The following is a 21900-nucleotide window of genomic DNA, read 5'->3' on the forward strand; positions in this document are numbered from 1 at the left end:
ACTTACGCATGCGTCCAAGAATCCTCCTGACGGGCATTCCTGGCCATTACACGCGCCTCGCCAATGGCGCGAATGGCCTGTCGGTTTCCTATTCGGAACGGCAGAAACAGCCCGAATCGAAGGACGAGTTTCTTCAGGAGCTTCGCAACATCAGCAACACCGGCAACTATCTGATCGGTGAGGGAGCTCTGCGCGCCATTGCGCCGCATGCCAAGCAAATCCCGTTCTGGCATCTTTACAACGCCCACAAGAACGGCAGCGGCTTCGACGAGTTCAACAACAACTTCGACATCTGCGTCTTCACCTGCGCAAATCTCCTGCGCAAGGGACTGTCGGCGGATGCCGAAGCCGATGTGCTGAGCAAGCTCAAGATGCCGATCGTCATGCTCGGCATCGGCCATCAGAACCGCAAGGATCTGGAAACCGGCCTGCCGGAAGGAACGAAGCGGCTGCTCGACGTGCTCAAGGACCGCGAACACTATTTCCTGACCCGCGGCTATGAGACGGCTGGCTATCTGAAGGACCAGGGCTTCAAATACGTTCGACCGACCGGCTGCCCCTCGGTCTACTTCGCGCCGAACAACATGCGCGCATCGATGAAGAAGCTGCCAAGCGTCAAGATCGGCCAGGCAAAGACGATCTTTTCGGGTTATCTCGGCGCCAATCACGATTGCATCGTCGATGCCATCGCGCTGAACCCCGAGGGAGCCAAGCCGCAATATGTTATCCAGGATGAGTTCCTGCACTTCGACATGAAGGTCGAGCCGGATGCCGATGGCAGAGTTTTTGACTCCTGCTCCGGAAAGATGCTCGGCGATATCGCCTATCCGGGTACGGATCGTCTGAAGGTGCCGTTCGACTTGCGCACCTTCTTCGATACCAATCAGTGGCGCGCCTGGGCCTCGCATATGGACTTCAACTTCGGCCGGCGGTTCCACGGCTCGATCATCGCCATGCAGGCGGGTGTGCCGAGCCTGATGGTGGCAGTTGACGACCGGATGCGCGAAATGCTGGGCTTTACCGGCCTGCCGTCGGTCGAGGTGCAGGAACTCGAAAAAGCCGAAAACCGCGCGGAATTCGTCGCCAGCCATCTGGCCGGGCTGAACGTATCCGAACTCGTCGACCGCTACTCCGATCGCGAACGCAATTTCCGCACGGCGCTGCGCGAAATCGGCATCGGCCAATAAATCGCTGACGCCTCGGGTGCGTTCTGCCCGAGGCACGAATGCGATCGATTTCATAATGTTCGGGCGGGATGAGGAAGACTGCGCACACGTTTCCTCATCCCGCTCCACGTCAACTGTGGGTCAGCCCATAACTCAGGTGTATCGATGCGTATCCTGCTCACCGGAATCCCCTCATATCTCCAGCGTACCGTCTCGCGTGTTTCCGGTGCGACGGTCCTTCACAAGCCTTACTTCGACGATATCCGAAGCAAGAAGGAACTGATCGATCAGGTCAAAAAGATCGCCAACACCGGTAACTACCTGATCGGCGAGGGCGCAGCGTACGCCTTGCGCGGACACGACGTGACCTACGTGCCCTTCTGGCATCTGGTCAACAGCCGCGGCGCCAACGATGTCTATGATGCCCTGAACAAGGAATTCGACATGTGCGTGTTCGCCTCGGCGAACCTGTTGCGTCCGGGATATTCAGCCGATCTCGAAGCCGATGTCTTCGAGAAACTGAAGATGCCCGTGCTGGTGATGGGCATCGGCATCCAGAAGCGGGAGGGGCTGAAGGAGAACCTGCCGGCCGGCACATTACGGTTCCTCGAGGTGCTGAAGCAGAAGGAGAGCTTCTTCCTGACCCGGGGCTATTTCACCGCGGAGTTCCTCAGGGCCGAGGGCATGAAGTTCGTCAAGCCGACCGGCTGCCCTTCGCTCTTCTTCGCGCCGAACGAGATGCGACGTTCGCTGACGTCTCTTGCCAATGCGGACCTGGCATCGGCCCAGAAGCTCGCGCTCGGTGGTTATCTCGGCAGCGTCGCCGACACGATCGTCGATGCCCATGCGCTGCTGAAGCCCGATAGCGTCGCAAGCTACGTCATCCAGGACGAGGTGGTTGCCTATAACCTTACGCTTCCGGTCGACGACAACGCCCCGGTCTACGACCGGTCGAGCGGACGCATCACCGGCAAGACCGAGTACAAGCATCAGGAGAAGTGGCAGAGAGAGAACGAGCTCATGGTGTTTTTCGACACCAACCAGTGGCGCGCCTGGTCGTCGTCGAGAGATCTCTGCATCGGCCGGCGGTTCCATGGCTGCGTCATCGGCATGCAGGCGGGTACGCCGTCGCTCATGATCGCCGTCGACGACCGCATGCGGGAGATGCTCGAATTCATCGGCTTCCCCTATATCGAGGCGGGCGTGTGGAACCGCGAAAGCGACAAGCGCGCCCATCTCGCCAACTTCCTGTCCAAGATCGATGCACAGGCCGTCACCGAGCGGTATTCGGCTTGCGAGGCGAACTTCCAAAGTGCGCTCAAACAGGTTGGGATCTAATCGCCTCTTGACGAGAGCAGCGCCATCGGCGCTGCTCCTTGCAGCCCAGCTTTCCCTGGCGGCGATCGTTGGCGCTCCGCCGGCGTTGGCCGAGGACGCCGCTTTTGCGCGCTACGGGGTCAATCGGCTCAATCTCGCCTGGCTCGACCGCGCCGAGCAGGAGCGCGTGCTCAAGGAGATCGCCGATAGCGGCGCTACACATGTGCGGCTCTCCCTGTCTCGGCCGGTCGAAAAGAGCATCGACGCGGTCGGCATGGCCAGCCGGCTCGGATTGCGTATCCTGCTCGAAATTCAGCTTGCGAATAAAAGCTACTATGCGGATGCGGTGCGGCCCCGCAGTGGCCAGGGGCGCATCTGGGACATCAACCGCCTGTCCGAGCTGGACCTCGATCGATATCGCCTTGGCCTTCGCGAAGCGCTCACGCGCCTGGACGCTCTCGGTGTTCGCCTCGACGCGGTGGAGCCTGGAAACGAGATCAACCTTGCCGGCTACAACGGCGACCTTGCCGTCTATCCGAAACCCGGTCAGCAGACGCCGCGAACCCTCTCCGATCTCAAGGATCGCGCAGCTTTCGAAGCGGGCCTCAACCGCTACATCGAGGTGTTAAAGATAACCCGGGACGAGGTGCGCAAAAGCGCCAAGAGCAGCGGTGCCGCCATTGTCTCTGCCGGGCTCTCCGACATGGGTGCCAAGGAAGCGGACCGGCAAGGCATGGAGCGGCTCGATCCGGCTGAGGTGATAGAACTTCTCCGAGACCGGGGAATGGACCAGTTGGTCGATGCCTACGGTATCCACATCTACCCCGCCCGCAAGGATCCGAAAGCGATCAAATCCGTCGTCTCCAAGCTGCTCGATTTTTGCGAGCCATCGGAGAGCGGCCGGCCGTGCTGGGTGACGGAGTGGGGGATCGCCAACACGGCCCGCACGTGTCCTATCGACGACAGCCAGCGCGAGGGCGCGATGGCCGCCATGCGCGCTGTCTTTTCCGACTTCGCGAAGGCGAAGCGACTGGATGCGGCCTACTACTATGACTGGGATACGCAGCAATCTTACCGGCTCTGGCGCTGTGGTACGCTCAGCCCTGCCGGTGCCTTGGCAATCGCCCCGGGTGACAATTGACCCACCCGGCGAGAAGTTCCGCTTGGATCAGCGCCCGGCTGCGTCAGTCAACGGCGCGCAGCGCGGCTCGATGCGGGCTCCAAGCCCTTGCCGCGATAGGTGACGGGGATGCCGAGTTCCTCGTGGGTGCGTGCCAGCGTCTCCAGCCAGGTCGCGAGCTCGTCAGGAACCTTTTCTTCGCCGGTCTCCATCGCCTCGATCCACGCAAGGTTGCAATGCAGGGCGCTCGCCAGATTGATCGGCGTCCAACGAAGAACGAGAAGGCATTGGGTGAAACGGGCGGGTGTCATCGGTTGTGCTCAAGGTTGCATGTGGAATGGATGCAGCAGGCTTTACACGCTGAAATAAGTCAAGGTGATGACTTGTCGCGCCCGAAAGGCCTGATCTTTTCGTGAGTTAGAGTTGAATGGGCAAAATGCCGCAGAACGGCTGTGGAAACCGCAGCCTATCGGCGTTTGCCGCGGCTGCTCGTCCCGCCGTCAGTGATGAAACGCGCCGAATGTGAGATAGGAAGCGGGCTCTCGGCCTGCGTCCGATGGACTTGCCGGCAGCGGCGGGTGCGAATCGCGTGACTTTCAGATTGAATGGCGGTCGATCCCAACAGCCGATTCGGGCTTTCGGACAACTGCGCTGGGGCCGTCGACCATTGCATGCATCTCTCTACCAGTCCGCGATCAACATCGCCGCGAAGGCAGCCTTCTACCTGTCGCTCACGATGCTTCTTCCGGCGGCGGTGGACCTGTTCTATGGGCATCCGGATTGGCAGATCTTTGCCGTGTCGGCCTTCATCACCGGGGGCATCTCACTCCTGACGATGGTCGCGACGCAGGGCGGCCCTCCGCCCTTCAGCCGCAAGATGGGCTTCCTCGTCGTCAACTTGCTCTGGCTCGTCATCTCGCTCGTCGGTGCGGTGCCTTTCTGGTTCTCATCGCTTAAACTCGATTTCGCCAAGGCCCTGTTCGAATCCGTCTCAGGCATCACCACGACTGGGTCGACGGTCATTATCGGTCTCGATTTCGCTCCCCCGGGCATTCTGCTCTGGCGTTCGCTGCTGCATTGGCTGGGTGGCATCGGGATCGTTGCGCTCGGGCTCTTCGTCATGCCTTACTTGCGTGTCGGCGGCATGTCCTTCTTCAAGATGGAATCCTCGGATACGACCGAGAAGCCCTTCGCCAGGATCGTCACCTTTACCCGTGCCTTCATCCTCATCTACGTGGTGCTGACGGTCACCTGCGCGATTATCTATTCCTATCTCGGCATGAACCGCTTCGACGCGCTGAACCATGCGATGTCGACGATCGCGACCGGAGGCTTCGCCACCCACGACGCCTCGCTCGGCTACTTCAAGAGCCTGCCGATCCTCTGGGTCGCCACGTTCTTCATGACCTTGAGCAGCCTGCCTTTTTCGGTGCTCATTCTCTTCATCGTTCGTGGTCGGCTCGATACGCTGAAGGATCCGCAGATCATCGTCTTCCTGTCCTATCTGACCATACTTGCGCTTGCCGCAAGTCTTTATCAGCGCCTTGCCAATGGCGTCACAGCGAGCGATGCGCTTGCGCATGGGTTCTTCACGGTCTCGTCAATCCTGTCGACGACCGGCTTTGCCAGCGACGATTACATGCTGTGGGGAGAGTTCATCGTGGCGCTCGCCTTCGCCGCCACCTTCATGGGCGGTTGCTCCGGCTCGACGGCCGGTGGCATGAAGGCCTACCGTTTCATCATCATTTTCAATTCCATTCGGGCGGGCCTCTTCAAGCTGATCTATCCGAATGCGGTCCACACGGTGCGCTACGGCAAGGGCCTCGTCGATATCGATGTCCAGCGCACGGTCTTCATGTTCTTTACCGCCTATATGTTCATCTGGGCGTTCGGCAGCCTGGCGATGGGCGCGATGGGCTATGATCTCGTCACTGCTGCCTCCGCCGTTGCCACAGCGCTCTCCAATGTCGGCGCCGGGCTCGGGCCGATCATCGGACCGGCTGGTAACTTCTCGACCTTGTCGGAGCCAGCCCTATACCTTCTGTCGGTGATGATGCTGTTTGGCCGTCTCGAAATCCTGACGGTGCTGGTCATCCTGACCCCGCTCTTCTGGAGGGATTGAGCTCCGCGGATGGTACCAGCCGTTGATAGCGCACTTCTCGCGATCGCCGCAGGCATCATCAACGCGTGAGTACGGCAAGCACCATCAGTTGGCGCCGGCCACCTACAACGGAGTAGGTTGAAACACGTCACCTAACTACCGGCGTTTCGTATTTCTCTGGCCACGCCGCTGTTTTCTCCGCAGCATTCGGTGGCAATGGCCAAACAGCGTTGCCGCTCCAACGCAATCGCCTCGGCAACCATCATCGTAGGGTCGCGTTGTCCGCGTGCGAGATGTCTGGCTGAAATGGTCCACGCCGCCGCGGTAATTTCGTCTGGAATCATAATTCGCCTCAAACGTTATTCAACTGAGCGTAGGCGTAATCGCTTTCGTGAAACGTGTGCGTGATCCTAGATTGCTTGCATCCACGTCTTCGCCCATCTTGCACGGTTGAGGTTGCTGGGATCGCCCTCGCTACCACACCCGTCGGCCGAATAGCCTTCCGCTGGCGCTGCAATCATCTTTTCTGGGCTTTCGCTCGACAGTGGATGGCATTCTCAACCCTGTTAGCCTGCGACCACCCACAGTGAGAAGCCTCGGACCGTTTCCGATCCGAGGCTTCGTGTCTCGACGCTAAGGGAACCCGATCAGGCAGCCTCAGTCTTGCGGTAGGTCCCGGCGTTCTCGACGTAGTACTTCTCGAAACGATGGCGATAGTGCTCAGCGCCCCCGAAGTCGCTGTACTTCGCCAGTTCGTTCATGTCCGTCTTGTTGAGGATCACGCCAAGGATCTTGCCGTTGATCTGCGGTTCGGAATTGAGCAGATCACGCACCAGACGCGACGGCGTACGGCCCCACTCTGCAACGTAGATGAAGCCATCGGCGAGCGGCGAAAACGCCTTGCCATCGACCACCGGGGCGAGTGCTGCAAGATCGACAATCACGTAGTCGAACGATTTGCGGGCATTGTCGATAAGGTCGGCCATCGCCTTGGAGGCGAGCAGCTCGTGGCTGTCATAGGGCTCGCTCTTTGCCCCGGCTTCCCCGCCAACCGGGAAGATTGCCAGTTTTGTCTTCTGGTCGATCTTGATGCCGGCGGGCCAGGAAGATTCGCCGATCAGCGCCTCGACGAGGCCGGTCTTTGGCGGCGGATTGATCATCTTGCTCAGCCCCGGCTTGCGGATGTCGGCGTCGATCAACAACGTTTTCTTGCCGCTCGCCGCAAGCAGGGCGGCAAAGTTCGCCGCGATGATCGACTTGCCCTCGTCCGGAACGGCAGAAACGATGCCGATCACCCGCGAACCGTTGCCGTGCAACATCCGGTCACAGGCGAGCTTGGCGTTGCGGAAGGTCTCGGCGAAAGACGATCGCGGCGCGTCGAGCACGATGCGACTGACCCGTTCAAACGGCATCGGCTCTGCGGCCTGTGTCGTCGGCTGGGGCGTCTTGCCCTTCATCAACCGCGCGCGAACCCGGTCGGTCGTGGTCAGTTGACGCGGGCCGATCAGCGGAACATAGCCGAAAGACCTGTGCCCGAGGATTGAACGCACGTCGCTTTCGAGCCGGAAGGTCCGCTCGCGGAACTCCTGGAAAGCTGCGAACGCACCGCCTGCCATCATGCCGAGCACCGCCGAAAGTGCCAGAACCAAGGTCTTCTTCGGACTTGAAGGCGAGGTTGGAACACCAGCCGTGGAAATCACTCGGGCCTTGGCGATCGGGAAGGAGCGCTGCTGCGAGGCCTGCTCATAGCGGTTCAGGTAGGTCTCGTAGAGGGTCTTCAACGCTGCCGACTTCTGCTCGAGTTCGCGCAGATGCACGAGCGAAAGGTTCGCATCCGAGTTGCGGCCCGTTGTGCCTTCGATGTTTTCCCTGAGCGAAGCCTCGCGCGAGCGGGCGACCTCATATTCGTTGCGGTAACTTGCGGTGAGTTGCTCCAGTTCCTGGAATATCTGCCGGCCGACATCGGACTTTTCCTTGCGCAGCGATACTGCCTGGGGATGGTCGGCGCTGAAGCTTTGCGTCACTTCCTGTTCGCGTTTGCTGACGGCCAGGTAACGGGTACGCAGCTCGCGGATGACGGAATTGTCGCCCTCCTTGGCGGAAATCGTCGCGTTCTTGACCGCAGTTTCAGGCCCTTGGTCGACGATCGCCTGGAACTGCTTGAACCGTGCGGACGCGCTTGCCGTGTCGGCTTGAGCGATGATGAGCTGGCTGTTGAGATCTGACAGTTGCTGTTCGGACATCAGTTCGCCGCGAGCAAGCGTCAGGCCGTTCTCGCTGCGGAATTTCTCGACCTCGAGCGAGGCCACCTGCGAGCGTTGCCTGAGGTCGGCAAGACGTTCCTGCAGCCAGACGGAGGCGCGCTCCGTCGCATCGAAATTGGCGTTTAATTGATCGTTGAGATAAGCATCCGCATAGCCGCGCACGATAGCGGCGGCGAGCTGCGGATCGCTGGAACGGTAAGCAAGCGCAATAACGGAGCTTCGGTTTACGCGCTCGACGGCCAGCCCCTGCTGGATGAGCGCGGCCGCCTTCTGACGTCGGCCATTGCGGGCCGCCTCTTCGGAAATATCGGATCCAAACGAAAAGACGCCGGTCACGGATCTCAGCCAGTCCTTGACGGCGCCGAAGGGCGAGCGTGGCGGATTGAGGACCGTGTCGTTGTCGTCGAGTTTCATCTTGTCGACGACCCGCAAGGCGAGCTCGCCAGACTTCAGGATCTCGACGGCGCTTGCCATCTGGGTGTCGAGCAGCTGGCTGTTCTGTGGCGTCGCCTGCTCCTCGGCGTATTTCGAGAGGTTCTCGTCGAGCAGGATCTGCGTCATCGACGTATAGAACGACGTCGAGAAAACGAGATAGACCGCGCCAAGTGCCATGAACAGCACGACGAACGCGCCGACCAGCCTGGCGCGGCGAACGATGACCGAGAAGAGCCGGTCAAGGTCGATGAACCTATCGGGTTCCTCCATTTCCCTCGGCACAACGCTATTGAAGGGGAGACTTCTTTGGTTCATTGGGTCGCTCTGTCCGTTTCCCTTTTGGTCCGAAGGCTGGCGCCTCGATAAGAGGCGCCAAACCGGCCTTATGCCGCGCGGATGCGGCCTTCATGAGACAGAACCATGTCCTTGACCGCGGCATAGACCATGTCGCCGAGGTCAGAGCGCGCGAGCGCGAAGGCGACATTGGCGGCGATGAAGCCTTCCTTGGAACCGCAGTCGAAGGTGCGCCCCTCATAGGGATGGGCGTGAAACGCTTGATTTTGCGAGAGTTTCAGCATCCCGTCGGTCAGCTGGATTTCGTTGCCGGCACCCCGTTGTTGGTGCGCGAGAATGTCGAAGATCTCGGGCTGAAGGATGTAGCGGCCGTTCAGGTAAAAATTCGACGGTGCTTCGCCGGCACGCGGCTTTTCGACCATTTTCGTGACTTCGAAACCGTGGGGAACGGTGTCACCCTTGCCGACGATGCCATATTTCGACGCATCTTCCGGGGCGCATTGCTCGACCCCGACGACGTTGCCGCCGGTCTGGCGATAGAGATCGACAAGGCCGGCCATGCAGCCGCGCGCCCCGTGACACAGCATATCCGGCAGGAGCAGCGCGAAAGGCTCGTCGCCGATCACGTCGCGCGCGCACCAGACGGCATGGCCAAGGCCGAGCGGCGCCTGCTGCCGCGTAAAGCTGACCGAGCCGGCACGCGGCAGCATCTCTTCCAGTTCCGAAACCTGGGCGTTCTTGCCGGAACGGGTCAGCGACGAGATGAGCTCCGGCGTGTCGTCGAAGTGGTCCTCGATTGCCTGCTTGTTGCGGCTGGTAACGAAAACGATGTGCTCGATGCCCGCCTGGCGGGCTTCATCGACCGCATATTGCACGACCGGACGGTCGACGATCGTCAGCATCTCCTTGGGTATCGCCTTTGTCGCGGGGAGGAACCGCGTTCCATTGCCGGCGACCGGGATCACAGCTTTCCTGACGGTCCTGATACGGTCCATGGCTTTATCCTTTACGTACGTGAGGGCTATTGCCCGAGGTGGATCGTTCAGCCGCCACCGTCGGTGTGGCGGACTTCAATCGTGCGAGCGGCGCAAGCAAACGGCGCAGCCGCACGGCGATCGGCATTCTGAGGTGCCGAAGCGCTCGGGGGTCGGACAAGGCCACCTGGGCGGCCCCAACCAACGATCTGGATTTCAGATGATCGACGAGGCGCAGGAAGGCATGCGCCTCGCGCAGGCTCCTGTCGCGGCGACGCTGCATTGTCATCGCTTCGGCATCGATCGAGTGGTTTGCGAGGAAATCCTTGTCGGCTGCGATCATCGCGTCGATATGGCGAAGTTCAAGCACCCGGGAGATCGAGCCCTCGCGAATGTGGTAGCAATAGCCGGCCGAGGGATCGACGATGCAGCGTCCGCCATGGGCGAGCGCAGATGCGAGCAGGATGTAGTCTTCACCGATCCGGATGGACTCATTGAAGCGAAGGCCATGCTCGTTCAGGAAGCGGCGCTCGAAAATCGGCTTCATATAGCCAAAATTATAGGTCGAGCGGAAAAGCACATTGGATTGAATGAAGGCTGCAAGCGTCAACATCCGGTGGTGTTCGAGCAAGGCTTCGGGAAACATGCGCTCGACGCGCCCGTCGAGGTTCGCGACGTCGATGTTGTCGACGGCAATCTGGGCGCTCGCCGTCGACGCCAGCGCGATCATGCGGGAGAGCCGCCGGGGGCTGATCGTGTCGTCCGCATCGAGAATGGCGATCCAGTTGCCGCGTGCCGCTTCAAGCCCGGCATTGCGCGCTCCGCCAGGCCCACGGTTTTTCGCAAGCCGCAAGAGCCGCACGCGGGGATCAGCGATCTCTTCGACCACGGCACAGGTGTCGTCGGTGGAGCAATCGTCGACGATGATCACTTCCAGATCGACCTCTTCCTGTGCGAGCGCGCTCTCAATGGCGCGGCGGATCGTGTCGGCGGCATTATAGGCCGCGACGACAAAACTGACGTCTGGTGCTGGGAGCGTCATCCGGCGGTCGCGGCCCCATACTGCTGGAGTTCACGTACGCCGAGAAGCCCACTGACGACACCCGCATGCATGATGGCGCGCAGGGCGTAGCGCGAACGGGCGACCGGCGATCCGAGAAGAAGCAGGCTCGCTGCAGCGCAATAGCCGGATTTGGCCATCGCTCGGGCGATTTCCACCACCTGCCTGCCGGGTTGGCCCGGTTCGCTTAACAGGCGCCCGTGGGTCTGGCCGGAGCGGAAGCGGCGCTTGGCGAGCCAGGCAAGGCGCGCGCGCTTTTCCGGAACCGGTTCGAAGACCAATGCATCCGGGGCATAGGCGAGACGTCCGCCGGCCGCATGCATATGGCGGAAAAACTCCGTGTCCTCACCACCGGTCCGCCCGAGGGCCAAGTTGAACCGTCTGTCGAAAAGGACCGGCCGCGTCAGATCGAGCAGCACGTTGCAGGTGTAGCCCGTGCGGATTTCGCCATCGACCCATACGGGGCGGGTCGAATGAAAGTCGCCGCGGCGCATCCAGTTCGGCGCGGACAACGCGTATTCGGCGCGAACCGGGCCGAGCACGACATCGGCCCCGGTCGTAGCGGCCGTGTCGAGCAATTGCAGGAGCCACGTCCTCGATACGGTCTCGTCGTCATCGACGAAAGCGAGATAGTGACCGGCGCTGTTGTCGAGACAGGCATTGCGGGCGATCGAGATGTTCGACGCCGGGCAATGCACGTAGAGGATCTCGAAGGGCATGGTCGGGCGCATCTGGTTGACCAGCGCCTCGGCACTCGGCGCCGTGTCGTTGTCTGCGACGATGACGCGAATGTCGACATCGGCGGGCACCGTGATGAGCGCCAGCGAATGCAGCGTTTCTGCAAGTTCCGGACGGCGGAAGGTGCAGACCGCAATATCGATCCGTTTTCTGGCGAGATCGGTCATGGCGCCACCTTTCGGTTTCGCGCGGTAAGAAGCTCGCGCCAGAAGCCGGCCGACCAGGCGAAATGCATCACCATGGCCGAAAGGGCTGCAAGCGGGCCGTAGGGGTTCCTCTGTCCAAGTGCCATCCACATGCCGTAGCCGATGCAGGCGGCGGCCCAGAGCGCCACCGGCACGACCGCGAGCCAGTTGATGACGGCGAGCAGAGCGCCAATGGCGACAGGTGCCACGGCGAGCGGCAGAAGCTGCCGCAGGTTCGGCCAGGCGCGGTGCTTCAGGACATTGCGTGCGCGCCCCCGTCCATAGGCGAAGTATTGGCGAAAGAGCGGGCCGACCTTGGCGCGCGGATAGTAGACCATGCTCGTCCGGTCGGTCATCCAGATGCGATAGCCCGCTTGACGGAAGCGGTAGTCGAACTCCGCATCTTCGTTGTGGCTGAAGATTTCGTCATAGCCGCCGATTGCCTGAAAGGCGGAGATTCGCATCAGCGCATGGTGGCCGTGATCGGCCCAGTGGCTCGTGGCGCCGAGCCGATGCTTGGCGCCGCCATTACCGAGCTTGGAGTTCTGGGCGTAGGCCGTCGCCTTCTGGAAAGGCGTGAAGCCGACCGTCTGCATTGCGACGACGACGGAGTCCGCACCGGTCTCAAGCGCCTCTTCGACAAGACGCTCGCAGTAGTCGTCGGGATAGGTCCCGTGAGCATCGATGCGGATCAGGTAATCGTAGGACGCTCCGTATTCGGCGACGGCAAGATTGATCGCCGCACTCTGGATGCGCTTCGGATTGTCGAGAGCAAGCACCGAGGCATGCGCCTTGGCGAGGCGCGCAGCAATCTCGCGCGTGCCATCCGTGCTGCCGCCGTCGACAATCAGAATGGCGCCGTTGAGATGCGCCGCTGCCGGCCGCAGTCCCTCAACCAGGCCTTCGATGTGCTCAGCCTCGTTGAGGCAGGGAATGACGATAAGGGTTCGTGTCGAAGCCAGCGTGTTGTTGCTCATGACAATCCGCCTTCGTTCTGAGGAGTTGGGGAAAGGTTAGGCGCGATCCGCGGCGGAGCCTCCGCCGTGACCGCCGAAAGCCGCCGGACAAGGCTTTCGCAGTCGCTGCGGCTGAATATCCAGGTATCGGTCGCGCAAGTCCCGATCCGGCCGGATGCCTCAATGTAGCGCTCGGGGTCGATCGAGCCGAGCAGGGCGGCAAGCGCCTCCGGCTCCGCTTTGTCGAGCAGCATGCCGAGGCCGCGGATGGCGAGGAACCGTGCCGTCTCGGTACCGCGGAGCGCAATCGGCACACGGCCGAAGCGGCAGCCCTCGTAGAGCCGGTTCGGCAACAGCCATTTCGAGTTCTGGCCTTCCTCGAAGAAATCGATCGCCCAGGTGAAGTGCACGTCGGAATAGATGTCGCTCAGTTCTTCCGGACTGCGGTAGGGCCCGTGGAACTGCATGAAGGGTTCATTGCGCACGAAGCCCTCGAAGTCATCGAACTGCGAATAGGCCGGCCGACCGCGCAGCACGATCTCGAAGCGTCCTTCCATTTTGCGGGAAAAGGCCGACAGCAGCGCCAGAGACTTGCGGCAGCGCAATGCGCCGAACCACCCGATACGCCACGGCCCATCCTTTGGCGGCGATGCTGCCGGAACCAGCGGTCGCGCCATGGTCTCGTTGAGCTCGAGCACCTTGTTTTCCAACATCATGGTCGGGGCCGTGATGCCGGAAAGCGGGCGGAAATAGTGCTCGACGAAGGCCGGAGAACTGGTGATCAGGAGCCGGGCATCACGCCCGAGGAACGCTTCACTCGCCCGCAACGTCTTGCCGGCGATGTCGGGGCGCAGAAGCAGGCGGTGAATGTCGAGGCATTCGTAAACGATCGGCACGTCACCGCCGAACACACTGACGGCCTTCCTGGCGATCGCCAGCATGTCGAGATTGCGCGCAATGATCACGTCCGGGCGTTCGACATTGCGCAGCGCCTGCCTGAGCGAGAAGCAGCCCTTGGCAATCGCGCCGATCCGTTGAACGAAACGCCCGTCATGCGTTGTCCCGAGCTCAATGGGCTCGATGCCTTCGATCGCCGCTAGCGGGTTTGCGTCGCGCCTGAACCCCGCAAGCTTGACCCTTGCGCCCCCGGCAAGGAGCATCAGGACGCGCCGGCGAACGGCGGGGTCGGCAAGATCCTGTGCGAAATAAAGTACCTGCAGCATGAATATCCGGTTTTCTGCTCGGCCGTCGCCGAGCATGGTTTGAAACGTTGGGCATCGCGGTTTGAACGCGTCGCTTAGGAATGCGGTTCCTGGCCGCCGCTTAGTTCGTTCGGCATGCGACCGATTCGGCAAACTGGCATTCGTCTCCCGGCGCGGTGAACGCGATCCGATCGACCTGCATGGTCGACGGTCCCTTGTAGGAGAAGGCGCCCATCCAATCCGAAAGCGTGTCGGTTCCCCAAAGGCTGAAGAAGATCTTCTGCGGGTTGGCGGGGATCTTCGCGGGATCGGTCACTTCGTGGACCAGTTCGCCATTGACGTAGTAGCGGATACGCTCCTTCTCCCAGACAAAGGCGTAGTCGTTGAAGCCCTGGTTGGCGCCGCCGGGCACGTCGACAAGCTTTTCGTTGCCGCCCTTGGCAGAGACATACTGGTTGATCTGAACCTTTGCGGGGTTCTTGCCGAGGACTTCGAAATCGATCTCGTCGTGCGGCTTCTTGTCGGCCGGGCCGATATAGGTGAAGAACGCCGAGTTCAGCCCGGAACCATCGGCCGTCTTGATGCGGGCCTCATAGGTCCCGTAGCTGAAGCGCTTGCGTGTCTGGATCTCGCCGCAGGCGTAGTTGCGCTCGCCAAGCTTTCCTTCGGTGAAGGAGAGTTCCGCGATGCCGTTCTCGACCTTCACCTGCTTCTTGGACCAGGTGCAGTTCTGGTGGGCACCATTGTTCCAGCCGTCGGAGACATACCAGATGCCGGTGTCGAGGGTATCGAAGTCGTCAATGAAGGACTTTGCCTCTGCTGTGTCCCCGGCGTTTGCCGGGCCGGCAAGGCCGACGGCGACAAGGCTCAACAGGGCGAGGCGGTGAGGTCCAGAAGATCTCATGGTCAGGTCCTTTGCTGTGGTGAAAGTTCGGCGCGCTGTTCCGCCGGCCGCACATTCGCGCCTCGGGCGGCGCCCGCTCGGCTGCCGGTCAGGATTGCGGTCAGGTTCGGAAGCCAGCGCCCGGCGAGGCTGTAGGCGGCGACAAGGATTGCGATCGTGATGAACGGAACCGTGTAATAGAAGGCCGGGTAATATCCGAAGCCGGCGCGGTTCCAGATCATCCAGAAAAGAACCAGCAGCGGATAGTGCGTACAGAAGATCCAGAAGCTGAGCCCGCCGCCGCGCGCCAGAGATGCCCCGACGTTCGTGCGCACCAGCAACTCGGAAACCGCCCAGGAGCCGAGAATGCCGGAGAGGGCGGTCAGACTGCGCAGCATATCGACCCAGACCGGAAAGTCGGGTCCGTACTGATAGAGCACGAGCGAAAGCAGCACCGAAGCGCCAAGGACGGCGATGGTGATCGGCCAGGAAAAGCGATCGAGACTGCGCACGTCAACGCGATGCAGGCTCATGTATATGCCGGCGCTGAAGCCAAAGAGGATCGACTTCTTCAGGAAAATCCCGTTTGGCAGCGGTAGCACGGCATAGGCGAGCAACAGGGCGAGCGTCTGCATCGGATAACGCTTGATCAGCCAAGCCAGTACCGGCGACAGCACGATGCAAAGCAGCAGATCCCGCAGGAAGTAGAGCGGCACGTTGATCGGCAGATCCTGAAGCGCCACGGCGAGGTTCAACCATTCCCGTGTGCTTGCGCCCACGACATCGGGCAGATAGCCGAAGCTGATACCCTTGCTTTGCGCAACGAAGGCCAGTGCGAGAAAAGCAATGTTCCAAATCAGGAAGGGCAACAGGACGGTTCTGGCCTTGGTCTTGAGCGTTTTGCCGTAGTCGAAACTGTCGAGGCCACGGCGAAACAGGAGATAGCCGGAGATCGCGCTGAGGCACGGGACGCCGACACGAAAAAGGCTGTCGCCAAGAAAGACGCGCAGCCAATCGAGCACACCATAGGTGCCGACATACGGGCTCGTCGCCGGATCATGCGGCACGTGCACGAAGACGATGCCGGAGATCAGCACGATGCGCATCAGATTGATCCGCGACGAGATGTTCGCGTTCACATCCACGATGTCCGTCACCCCTATCTGCCAGCGCCATTTTCCAGGCGACCGTTTCAACAGAGCAGACCAGAGCCCGCATTCATTGTGCTAAAGGCTAGGCCCGGGCACGGATGAAAATATGGCGCCGCAACAAACGAATCGGCCCTACTTTGTTGCAATGCAGCATCCGATGTTCAATAATTTCTAGGAAGATTTACCCATTTGCGCGCCGACGTCGGGAAAAAAGCCTATGCATAGGGCATTTACGGAATATTATCAGCCGCTTATTTGCTAATGCTTCTACTTGTGTTTTGTGTTGCTAGTCTCGGTAAAATTGTGCTGTTTTTCTCTTTTGTTACGCGACAAACGGCCAATACGGCCCCGAGCCAAGCCGAAATGCGGCGAGGATGAGGCAGTTTCCGGCGCCTGAAATCGGTTATTCAGCCGCCGCGGGCACGCTCGGCGAAGCGTTGCGCTTGCGGATCATGTCGTAGAGCTTCGTCAACAACGGGCGCTCGACGAGCAACATCAGCGCGAGATAAATCAATCCACCGATTGCCGTGCCAATCAGCACCTGGAGAACCGCGCTCGGCATGAGCGTGCCATAGAAGTCCAGCAAGAGCCTGACGGCAACCGCCATCGCGAAGGCCGCGATCATCGGCCTGATCGAGATCAGGAAGCCCCGCAAGAATGGCAGGCGATCGGCCCGGAACACGACCCAGGAATAGCCGAGCAGCGTTGCCAGATTAACGATGCAGAGCGCAATCATCGCTTCAACAAGTGAGCCGCCAATTGCCCCGTAGGCGACAGCTGCGGTCGTTACGACAGCGCGGATGACCGCCCACCAGAAGAGGACGGTCCCCTGGCCGATGCCTTTCAGGTAGGGGACGTAGGTGCTGCATGGCGTCAAAAGTCCCTTTGACAGCGCAAGCAAACCAAGGACCGGCCAGGCGGCTGCCCATTGCTGGCCGAAAAGCACCAGCATCGCCGGCTCGGCAAGAGCCCAAAGGCCAAACATCATCGGTGCCAACAGCACGGTGGTGACCTGCGTGCTCAACATCAACGCTTGAGACCGCCGCTGGCGATCCTCGCCCATATGGCTGAACGCGGGAAAGAGCACGCCCATCACCGCCGAAAGCACGATCTGGTTGGGAATGCTGGAGAAACGGTTCGCCGCCGAATAGGCACCGGCGTCCGAAAGGCCGAGATACCGGCTGATCACCACCATTGGCGATTGGAAAGTGACGAAATTGGCAATCTCCGACCCCATCATGCCGAAACTGAACCGGCTGAGCGTCAGAACGCGGCGTGGGGAAAAGACGAGCCGGGGCACATAGCCGGACACGGTATAGAGGCCGGCAAGGCGGATGAATGCGGAGACGAAAAGCTGCGCCAGCAGCGACCAAACGCCGAAGCCAAGCAGTGCTGCGCCGACGGCAACAAGCGCCCCGACGGTCTCGGAGACCATGGTCCAGACCGCGTCCTTGCTGAAATTCATCCGCCTGGCGAGGAGAGAATAGGCGACGTCTCCGCCAAGCTGCAGCGGGATCAGCACGCTCATGATCCGAAGCAGGTACCCCGCTTCGGGTGCGCCGAGCAGGCTTGCCAATGGATCGGCGAAGACGAAAAGTGCAAGCGCCATCAGCAGCGCGACCGCGAGATTGGCCCAGAAAGCGGAGTGGATGAGCTCCATGTCTTCGTCGCGCTGAATGATGAGCGCGGAGGCGAGACCAGCACCGCCGATCATCGCCAGAAACTGGACGACAGTGAGCGCAACGGCCACCGTCCCGAACTCTTCCGGCGTCAGGATACGCGCAAGAATCGGCACGGTGACAAATTTCAGCCCGAAAGTACCTGTCTTTGAAAGGACGCTCCAGCCAACATTCCGTGTCACGGACTTGGCATTTACGGTTGAGGGCATAGCGAGCATCCTATGATGCCTTTGAAGGATTTCCGACAAAGGACTAGGGCTAGATGAAAGGCCGCGACCCGGTGGGAGGAGACCACGCAAGACTCTTTTAGAGAAACCGCAGGGGCAAAAAGATGGCGAAGCTGACTGTTATTATTCCGTACTACCAGAAGGAACCGGGTATTCTTCGACGGGCGCTTGCCTCCGTCTTTGCCCAGACGCTTCAGGACTTCCACGTTCTGGTGATAGACGATTGCTCCCCCTATTCGATAGATGAGGAGTTGGAGCCGTTAAGTGAGGAGGAACGAGCGCGGTTGACCGTGATAAGCCAGCCCAACAAGGGGCCTGGCGGCGCGCGCAACACCGGACTGGACCATGTTCCCGACGATTCCGAGTTCGTGGCATTCCTCGATTCCGACGATGAATGGACCCCGGATCACCTGAAGAATGCCTATGAAAGCATGAGCCGCTTCGGCGCCGACTGCTATTGGGCGTCGATCACCGGCGGCGAGGCGTTCTACTACCATTTCGATGTTGCCGAGCTGACGGAAAGCCACAGCGTCGTCAGACTGCAGGAAGCGCCGCTGGTCGTCGAAATTCCTGACCTTACCAATGTGATGCTCAGAAACTGGAGCTTCCTGCATCTCTCCTGCATGGTGATCGGGCGCAGCCTTTTCGAGACGGTCCGCTTCGATGCGGCGCTGAGACTGGCAGCCGAGGACGTCTTGTTCTTCTGCGACTGCATTCTTGCCGCCAAACGCGTCGTACTTTGTGATGAAGCTGGCGCCGAGCGCGGCGAGGGCATCAACATCTTTCACTCGATCGACAACGATTCGCCGCAGTTCCTGCAGCAGCAGTTCAACACCTTCGTTGCTCTGGAAACGCTCGAGGGCCGGTTCTCACGCAAGCCTGCGGCAATCGCCTCGATCCGGTCTTATCAACACACGGCACGGCGGCAGGCGCTGTGGAGCCAGGCGCGTCGGCTCAAGCGACGCAAGTCACCTCAGTTCCGCCTGTTGGCGCGTTGGGTCCTGCGTGATCCAAGGCTCTTGCAAAGCGCGCTGGAACTCGCTGTCGGCAAGTTTTCTCGCGCGCATTGATCGAAGCACTCCTTCGAGGAGGAAGAACAAGACCGCCTGGCGCGGTATCCGGACATATCCAGCATTTTGAAAGAAGGGACTGCCCATGAACCCCTACTACTGGGAATCTCAGCACGGCAATTTTGGCGACGACCTCAATCTTTGGCTTTGGGATTTCCTGCTGCCTGGGTTCCGCGACGTTCACGAGGAAATCCTGCTGGTGGGGGTCGGCACCGTGCTCAACCGTGCACTTTTGCCTGACGGTGTCAGAAAGCTCGTTATCGGCAGCGGCTTCGGCTACGGCACCTTGCCAGACATGCGCGATCCGAAGGAATGGGATATCCGCTGTGTTCGAGGTCCGCTGACCGCCGGGAAGATCGGCATCGCGCCTGAACTCGGCATCGTCGATCCCGCCGTGATGGTCGCGGAGATGCCCGAGTTCCAGAACCTGCCGAAGCTCCACAAACGCAGTTTCGTTCCGCATTGGGAAAGCGCGATTGCCGGCATGTGGCCGGTCACCTGCGGTACCGTTGGCCTGCACTATATCGACCCGCGGGGCGAAGCCAAAAGCGTGATCCGCGAGATTGCCCAATCCGAACTCATCATCGCCGAATCGATGCATGGCGCCATTCTCGCAGACGCCTTTCGCGTGCCATGGGTGGCCGTGACCACGTCCGAGAGCATCAACAGCTTCAAGTGGAACGACTGGGCAAGCACCGTCGGCGTTCACTACCAGCCCCGCCACGTGCCGGTCTCGAGCCGTGCCGAAGCCATGATCAAGGGCGAGCGCTTCTGGGGTATGGGCTTCGAGGCACAGACGCTGGCTGATGTGCCGAATCTGCGCCCCGTCGATCACAATGTGATGGTGGCGGCGGCTGAGCCGAGACAGACCTTTTTGCGCAGCGCTGCCAAGCAGGTTCTCGCCGCCCCTTCGACGCTTGCACTTTGGCAGGCAATCCGGGCGACGCCGCAATTGAGCAGCGACGACCGACTTGCCGAGCGCAAGGACCGTTTTCAGGAGGTTTTGGCCGCCGTGCGTCGCGCGTACTTCTGATGATACGGCCACGGCACCCAAAAAGTGCCGTGGCCTACTGCATGTTTCCTTTAATCGTAGGCGGTTAAAGGACAAAAACATGCAGCAATTCAAAGTGCTACAGCGACCTTTGCGCGTCTGATAAGACGCGCGGCGCTGTAAATGACTATTGGCGACCGTCCGCAGTGGCGGGAAGCAGGTAACGCAACCCTCCGGAGCCACCGAGCGCGGCCGGAGCATCCGGGTGAGGCTGTTTGAAGCGCTCGGTCTTGTCGGCAAGGATGCCGGCCGTGACCGCGGGAACGGCATCGGGTTGGCGCAGGAGGTAGCCGATGGCGGCCGCTGCGCCGCGTTCTCTCTTCAGATCGAGAAAGTGCCGGTGCTGATAACGGTCCTTGATATGCCGCTCATGCCTTCGGATGGCGGCCGCAGCCTCGCTCTCCAATGTGTTTGCGGCCAGGATAATCCGGTCGGCCTCGTAGAGGCGCTTGAGATCCTCCGTTCGGTGGCTGCCGCTCAATGAATTGCTGCGGACGGTGGCCGCATAACCACAACTGCGGATAACCTTGTAGCGTGCGCCCTTTGCCAGGGCGCGGAGATAGAGATCGTAATCCTCGCCTAATCGAAGCGTTTCCCGGTAGCGGATGGCGTGGCCCTCCAGGAAGTGACGGCGCATCAGCGGCTTTAAGAACCCGACCTCGCCGCGCTTCACGCCGCGCCGGGAGATGTTGCCTTCAACGAAGTCGATCAGGCTGAGCAGGCGGGGTTGCGGTTGGAACTCATCGATCTTCTGGGCGACGTCGGTCGCTGCGGCCTCGTCGATGAAGGCGATGTTGTCGGCGATAAAGTCCCAATCGTCTTCCGCAAGCAGCCGGCCCAGACGGCCCGGCAGGAAGAAATCGTCCGCGTCGAGGATTGCAAGCACCGGTGAACGGCTGATCAAAATGGCATGGTTTCGGGCGGCCGAAGGCCCGCGATTGCTTTCAAAGCGGACGATCGTCAGGCGCCCGCTCAGATCGTCGGCAGAGCGCGCGGCCGCCTCGGTGTCGTCCGTCGAGCCGTCGTCGATCACCACCACCTCGGCGCTTTCCGGTTCTGCCAAGGCCGAAGCAACGGCTCGGGCGATGGTTGCTTCGGCATTCTTTGCGGCGATGATGACGCAGACGTCTGTGGTCATGAGGGCCTCCAGCATCGTGTCTAACGGGCAGCGCGCTTGTCTTTGCGAACGCTGCGGTATTTCGGTTCCAGCGCGGCTCCGCTTCTTGGGTTGGCCGCAGCTACGCGACGTCGCCAGGGTGGCAACGGCCGAACCATGCAGGGCGATCGTGTCGCAAACGCGTCAAATCTGAGATTTTCTTGAGTGCCGCCGTCTGGCCTGCCGAGCGGGGAGACCAGCCTTGATCAGCGATTGAAATGGCCAGGGCGATCAAGGCGGCGCGGCGCGGCATTGCCGGCCGACTTGTCGTCGCCGGCCGCTTGCGCCATCTCGGCAGCCTGTCTTTCCTTCTCCCGCGCCTTCTTCCACACCAGGTAAAGCACGGCGAAGAAATAGCCGACCTGCATCAGGACGGCGCATATGACGGTCTGGATAAGCGTCGACGCCAGCGAACCGTTTAGGAAATAGGTAACGATCGCAAACACGGCCAGGGCGCCGAGCATGCTCACAAGAACGCGCGGTGCGTACATGGCGCTACCTCGCGCTCGGTTCTGTCGTCGATGTCGTCATCGGAGTTCGGCCTTTCCTCCTCAGGATTCCAATATATTGGCAGCGCCCTTTCGCTTCAACCGCCAAAAGCCCGCACCCTGCTGCCACTGTGCCTCCAAAGTCTTTATGTCGCGTTTAGAGCATTCGAATCAATTTGGCCGTTTTTCGATCCCGCATCGATTCGACCGTTGCGACTCCGTGGCAATCCAAAGGCAATTCCTCCACCATCCGGCGTCTTGTCGTGACCGCACCGCCCGCTGGTTGCTGTTTGGGCAACGATTGAGATCACCTTTTGTTACGAAATTAACTTTTGGTGTCCCGCCGCGCGTGCGGCGCAAAAACTTGCCGCATTGCAGCATTT

18 protein-coding genes are annotated in these 21900 nt (G+C 60.8%); 6 read left to right on the top strand and 12 right to left on the bottom strand.

Annotation, left to right across the window (positions count from 1 at the left end; translation table 11 throughout):
• The first annotated feature begins 8 nt into the window (after positions 1-8).
• From V7S54_RS30630 to V7S54_RS30640, 3 genes are all read left to right on the top strand, one after another.
• Positions 9-1187, top strand: a complete 1179-nt coding sequence (locus V7S54_RS30630; RefSeq protein ID WP_336409718.1) for a polysaccharide pyruvyl transferase family protein — start codon at positions 9-11, stop codon at positions 1185-1187.
• 144 nt (positions 1188-1331) lie between these two features.
• Positions 1332-2504: a polysaccharide pyruvyl transferase family protein gene (locus V7S54_RS30635; protein WP_058329273.1), complete on the top strand. Its 1173-nt coding sequence runs from the start codon at positions 1332-1334 to the stop codon at positions 2502-2504.
• Positions 2505-2535: 31 nt separating this feature from the next.
• On the top strand, positions 2536-3624 hold the full coding sequence (locus V7S54_RS30640) for a glycoside hydrolase (protein WP_336409750.1): 1089 nt from the start codon (positions 2536-2538) through the stop codon (positions 3622-3624).
• Positions 3625-3671: 47 nt separating this feature from the next.
• Here V7S54_RS30640 and V7S54_RS30645 read toward each other — a convergent pair whose 3' ends face one another.
• Positions 3672-3914 (bottom strand): hypothetical protein, encoded by a 243-nt coding sequence (locus V7S54_RS30645; RefSeq protein WP_110879219.1) that lies wholly within the window; start codon positions 3912-3914, stop codon positions 3672-3674.
• Between the two features lie 356 nt (positions 3915-4270).
• Between V7S54_RS30645 and V7S54_RS30650 the strand changes: the two genes are divergently transcribed.
• Entirely contained in the window at positions 4271-5725 is a 1455-nt protein-coding gene (locus tag V7S54_RS30650) for a TrkH family potassium uptake protein (RefSeq protein WP_336409717.1), read from the top strand.
• Between the two features lie 626 nt (positions 5726-6351).
• Here V7S54_RS30650 and V7S54_RS30655 read toward each other — a convergent pair.
• The 9 genes from V7S54_RS30655 to V7S54_RS30695 form a co-directional block, all read right to left on the bottom strand.
• A complete protein-coding gene (locus tag V7S54_RS30655) occupies positions 6352-8718 on the bottom strand; it encodes a polysaccharide biosynthesis tyrosine autokinase (protein ID WP_336409716.1) in 2367 nt (788 codons plus the stop codon).
• 68 nt (positions 8719-8786) lie between these two features.
• Positions 8787-9692 carry a UTP--glucose-1-phosphate uridylyltransferase gene (locus V7S54_RS30660; protein ID WP_336409715.1) on the bottom strand — a complete coding sequence of 302 codons (906 nt, stop codon included), beginning with the start codon at positions 9690-9692 and terminating at the stop codon, positions 8787-8789.
• 4 nt (positions 9693-9696) lie between these two features.
• Complete coding sequence (locus V7S54_RS30665; RefSeq protein WP_336409714.1) at positions 9697-10713, bottom strand: glycosyltransferase family 2 protein; 1017 nt, start codon at positions 10711-10713, stop codon at positions 9697-9699.
• Positions 10710-11636 carry a glycosyltransferase gene (locus tag V7S54_RS30670; RefSeq protein ID WP_336409713.1) on the bottom strand — a complete coding sequence of 309 codons (927 nt, stop codon included), beginning with the start codon at positions 11634-11636 and terminating at the stop codon, positions 10710-10712. The genes V7S54_RS30665 and V7S54_RS30670 overlap by 4 nt, the downstream gene beginning before the upstream one ends.
• Positions 11633-12631 carry a glycosyltransferase family 2 protein gene (locus V7S54_RS30675; RefSeq protein WP_065372863.1) on the bottom strand — a complete coding sequence of 333 codons (999 nt, stop codon included), beginning with the start codon at positions 12629-12631 and terminating at the stop codon, positions 11633-11635. Before V7S54_RS30675 ends, V7S54_RS30670 begins: the two co-directional genes overlap by 4 nt.
• Positions 12628-13833: a glycosyl transferase family 1 gene (locus tag V7S54_RS30680; RefSeq protein WP_065373145.1), complete on the bottom strand. Its 1206-nt coding sequence runs from the start codon at positions 13831-13833 to the stop codon at positions 12628-12630. Before V7S54_RS30680 ends, V7S54_RS30675 begins: the two co-directional genes overlap by 4 nt.
• A gap of 100 nt (positions 13834-13933) precedes the next feature.
• Positions 13934-14716 (bottom strand): glycoside hydrolase family 16 protein, encoded by a 783-nt coding sequence (locus V7S54_RS30685; RefSeq protein ID WP_065372862.1) that lies wholly within the window; start codon positions 14714-14716, stop codon positions 13934-13936.
• Between the two features lie 2 nt (positions 14717-14718).
• On the bottom strand, positions 14719-15840 hold the full coding sequence (locus V7S54_RS30690) for an acyltransferase family protein (RefSeq protein ID WP_442892635.1): 1122 nt from the start codon (positions 15838-15840) through the stop codon (positions 14719-14721).
• A 409-nt stretch (positions 15841-16249) separates the two neighbouring features.
• A complete protein-coding gene (locus tag V7S54_RS30695) occupies positions 16250-17734 on the bottom strand; it encodes a lipopolysaccharide biosynthesis protein (RefSeq protein WP_336409712.1) in 1485 nt (494 codons plus the stop codon).
• Positions 17735-17856: 122 nt separating this feature from the next.
• On the opposite strand from V7S54_RS30695, the gene V7S54_RS30700 reads away from it, so the two are divergent.
• Complete coding sequence (locus V7S54_RS30700) at positions 17857-18822, top strand: glycosyltransferase family 2 protein (RefSeq protein ID WP_065372860.1); 966 nt, start codon at positions 17857-17859, stop codon at positions 18820-18822.
• Positions 18823-18907: 85 nt separating this feature from the next.
• The gene (locus V7S54_RS30705; protein WP_336409711.1) at positions 18908-19855 is read left to right on the top strand and encodes a polysaccharide pyruvyl transferase family protein; all 948 of its coding nucleotides are present in this window, start codon (positions 18908-18910) and stop codon (positions 19853-19855) included.
• A 145-nt stretch (positions 19856-20000) separates the two neighbouring features.
• Here V7S54_RS30705 and V7S54_RS30710 read toward each other — a convergent pair whose 3' ends face one another.
• Both V7S54_RS30710 and V7S54_RS30715 read right to left on the bottom strand, forming a co-directional pair.
• The gene (locus V7S54_RS30710; protein WP_336409710.1) at positions 20001-21011 is read right to left on the bottom strand and encodes a glycosyltransferase family 2 protein; all 1011 of its coding nucleotides are present in this window, start codon (positions 21009-21011) and stop codon (positions 20001-20003) included.
• A 224-nt stretch (positions 21012-21235) separates the two neighbouring features.
• A complete protein-coding gene (locus tag V7S54_RS30715; protein ID WP_336409709.1) occupies positions 21236-21520 on the bottom strand; it encodes an exopolysaccharide production repressor protein in 285 nt (94 codons plus the stop codon).
• Positions 21521-21900 lie beyond the last annotated feature (380 nt).

It is taken from the genome of Ensifer sp. CCNWLY38, from assembly GCF_037120565.1.
GTDB classification, from domain to species: domain Bacteria; phylum Pseudomonadota; class Alphaproteobacteria; order Rhizobiales; family Rhizobiaceae; genus Ensifer; species Ensifer adhaerens_H.

What these genes read in the sequence shown, in the direction of transcription:
- V7S54_RS30630 (WP_336409718.1), top strand. Translation starts at nt 9, where the DNA reads ATGCGTCCAAGAATCCTCCTGACGGGCATTCCTGGCCATTACACGCGC.
- V7S54_RS30635 (WP_058329273.1), top strand. Translation starts at nt 1,332, where the DNA reads ATGCGTATCCTGCTCACCGGAATCCCCTCATATCTCCAGCGTACCGTC.
- V7S54_RS30645 (WP_110879219.1), bottom strand. Translation starts at nt 3,914, where the DNA reads ATGACACCCGCCCGTTTCACCCAATGCCTTCTCGTTCTTCGTTGGACG.
- V7S54_RS30655 (WP_336409716.1), bottom strand. Translation starts at nt 8,718, where the DNA reads ATGAACCAAAGAAGTCTCCCCTTCAATAGCGTTGTGCCGAGGGAAATG.
- V7S54_RS30660 (WP_336409715.1), bottom strand. Translation starts at nt 9,692, where the DNA reads ATGGACCGTATCAGGACCGTCAGGAAAGCTGTGATCCCGGTCGCCGGC.
- V7S54_RS30665 (WP_336409714.1), bottom strand. Translation starts at nt 10,713, where the DNA reads ATGACGCTCCCAGCACCAGACGTCAGTTTTGTCGTCGCGGCCTATAAT.
- V7S54_RS30670 (WP_336409713.1), bottom strand. Translation starts at nt 11,636, where the DNA reads ATGACCGATCTCGCCAGAAAACGGATCGATATTGCGGTCTGCACCTTC.
- V7S54_RS30675 (WP_065372863.1), bottom strand. Translation starts at nt 12,631, where the DNA reads ATGAGCAACAACACGCTGGCTTCGACACGAACCCTTATCGTCATTCCC.
- V7S54_RS30680 (WP_065373145.1), bottom strand. Translation starts at nt 13,833, where the DNA reads ATGCTGCAGGTACTTTATTTCGCACAGGATCTTGCCGACCCCGCCGTT.
- V7S54_RS30685 (WP_065372862.1), bottom strand. Translation starts at nt 14,716, where the DNA reads ATGAGATCTTCTGGACCTCACCGCCTCGCCCTGTTGAGCCTTGTCGCC.
- V7S54_RS30695 (WP_336409712.1), bottom strand. Translation starts at nt 17,734, where the DNA reads ATGCCCTCAACCGTAAATGCCAAGTCCGTGACACGGAATGTTGGCTGG.
- V7S54_RS30700 (WP_065372860.1), top strand. Translation starts at nt 17,857, where the DNA reads ATGGCGAAGCTGACTGTTATTATTCCGTACTACCAGAAGGAACCGGGT.
- V7S54_RS30705 (WP_336409711.1), top strand. Translation starts at nt 18,908, where the DNA reads ATGAACCCCTACTACTGGGAATCTCAGCACGGCAATTTTGGCGACGAC.
- V7S54_RS30710 (WP_336409710.1), bottom strand. Translation starts at nt 21,011, where the DNA reads ATGACCACAGACGTCTGCGTCATCATCGCCGCAAAGAATGCCGAAGCA.
- V7S54_RS30715 (WP_336409709.1), bottom strand. Translation starts at nt 21,520, where the DNA reads ATGTACGCACCGCGCGTTCTTGTGAGCATGCTCGGCGCCCTGGCCGTG.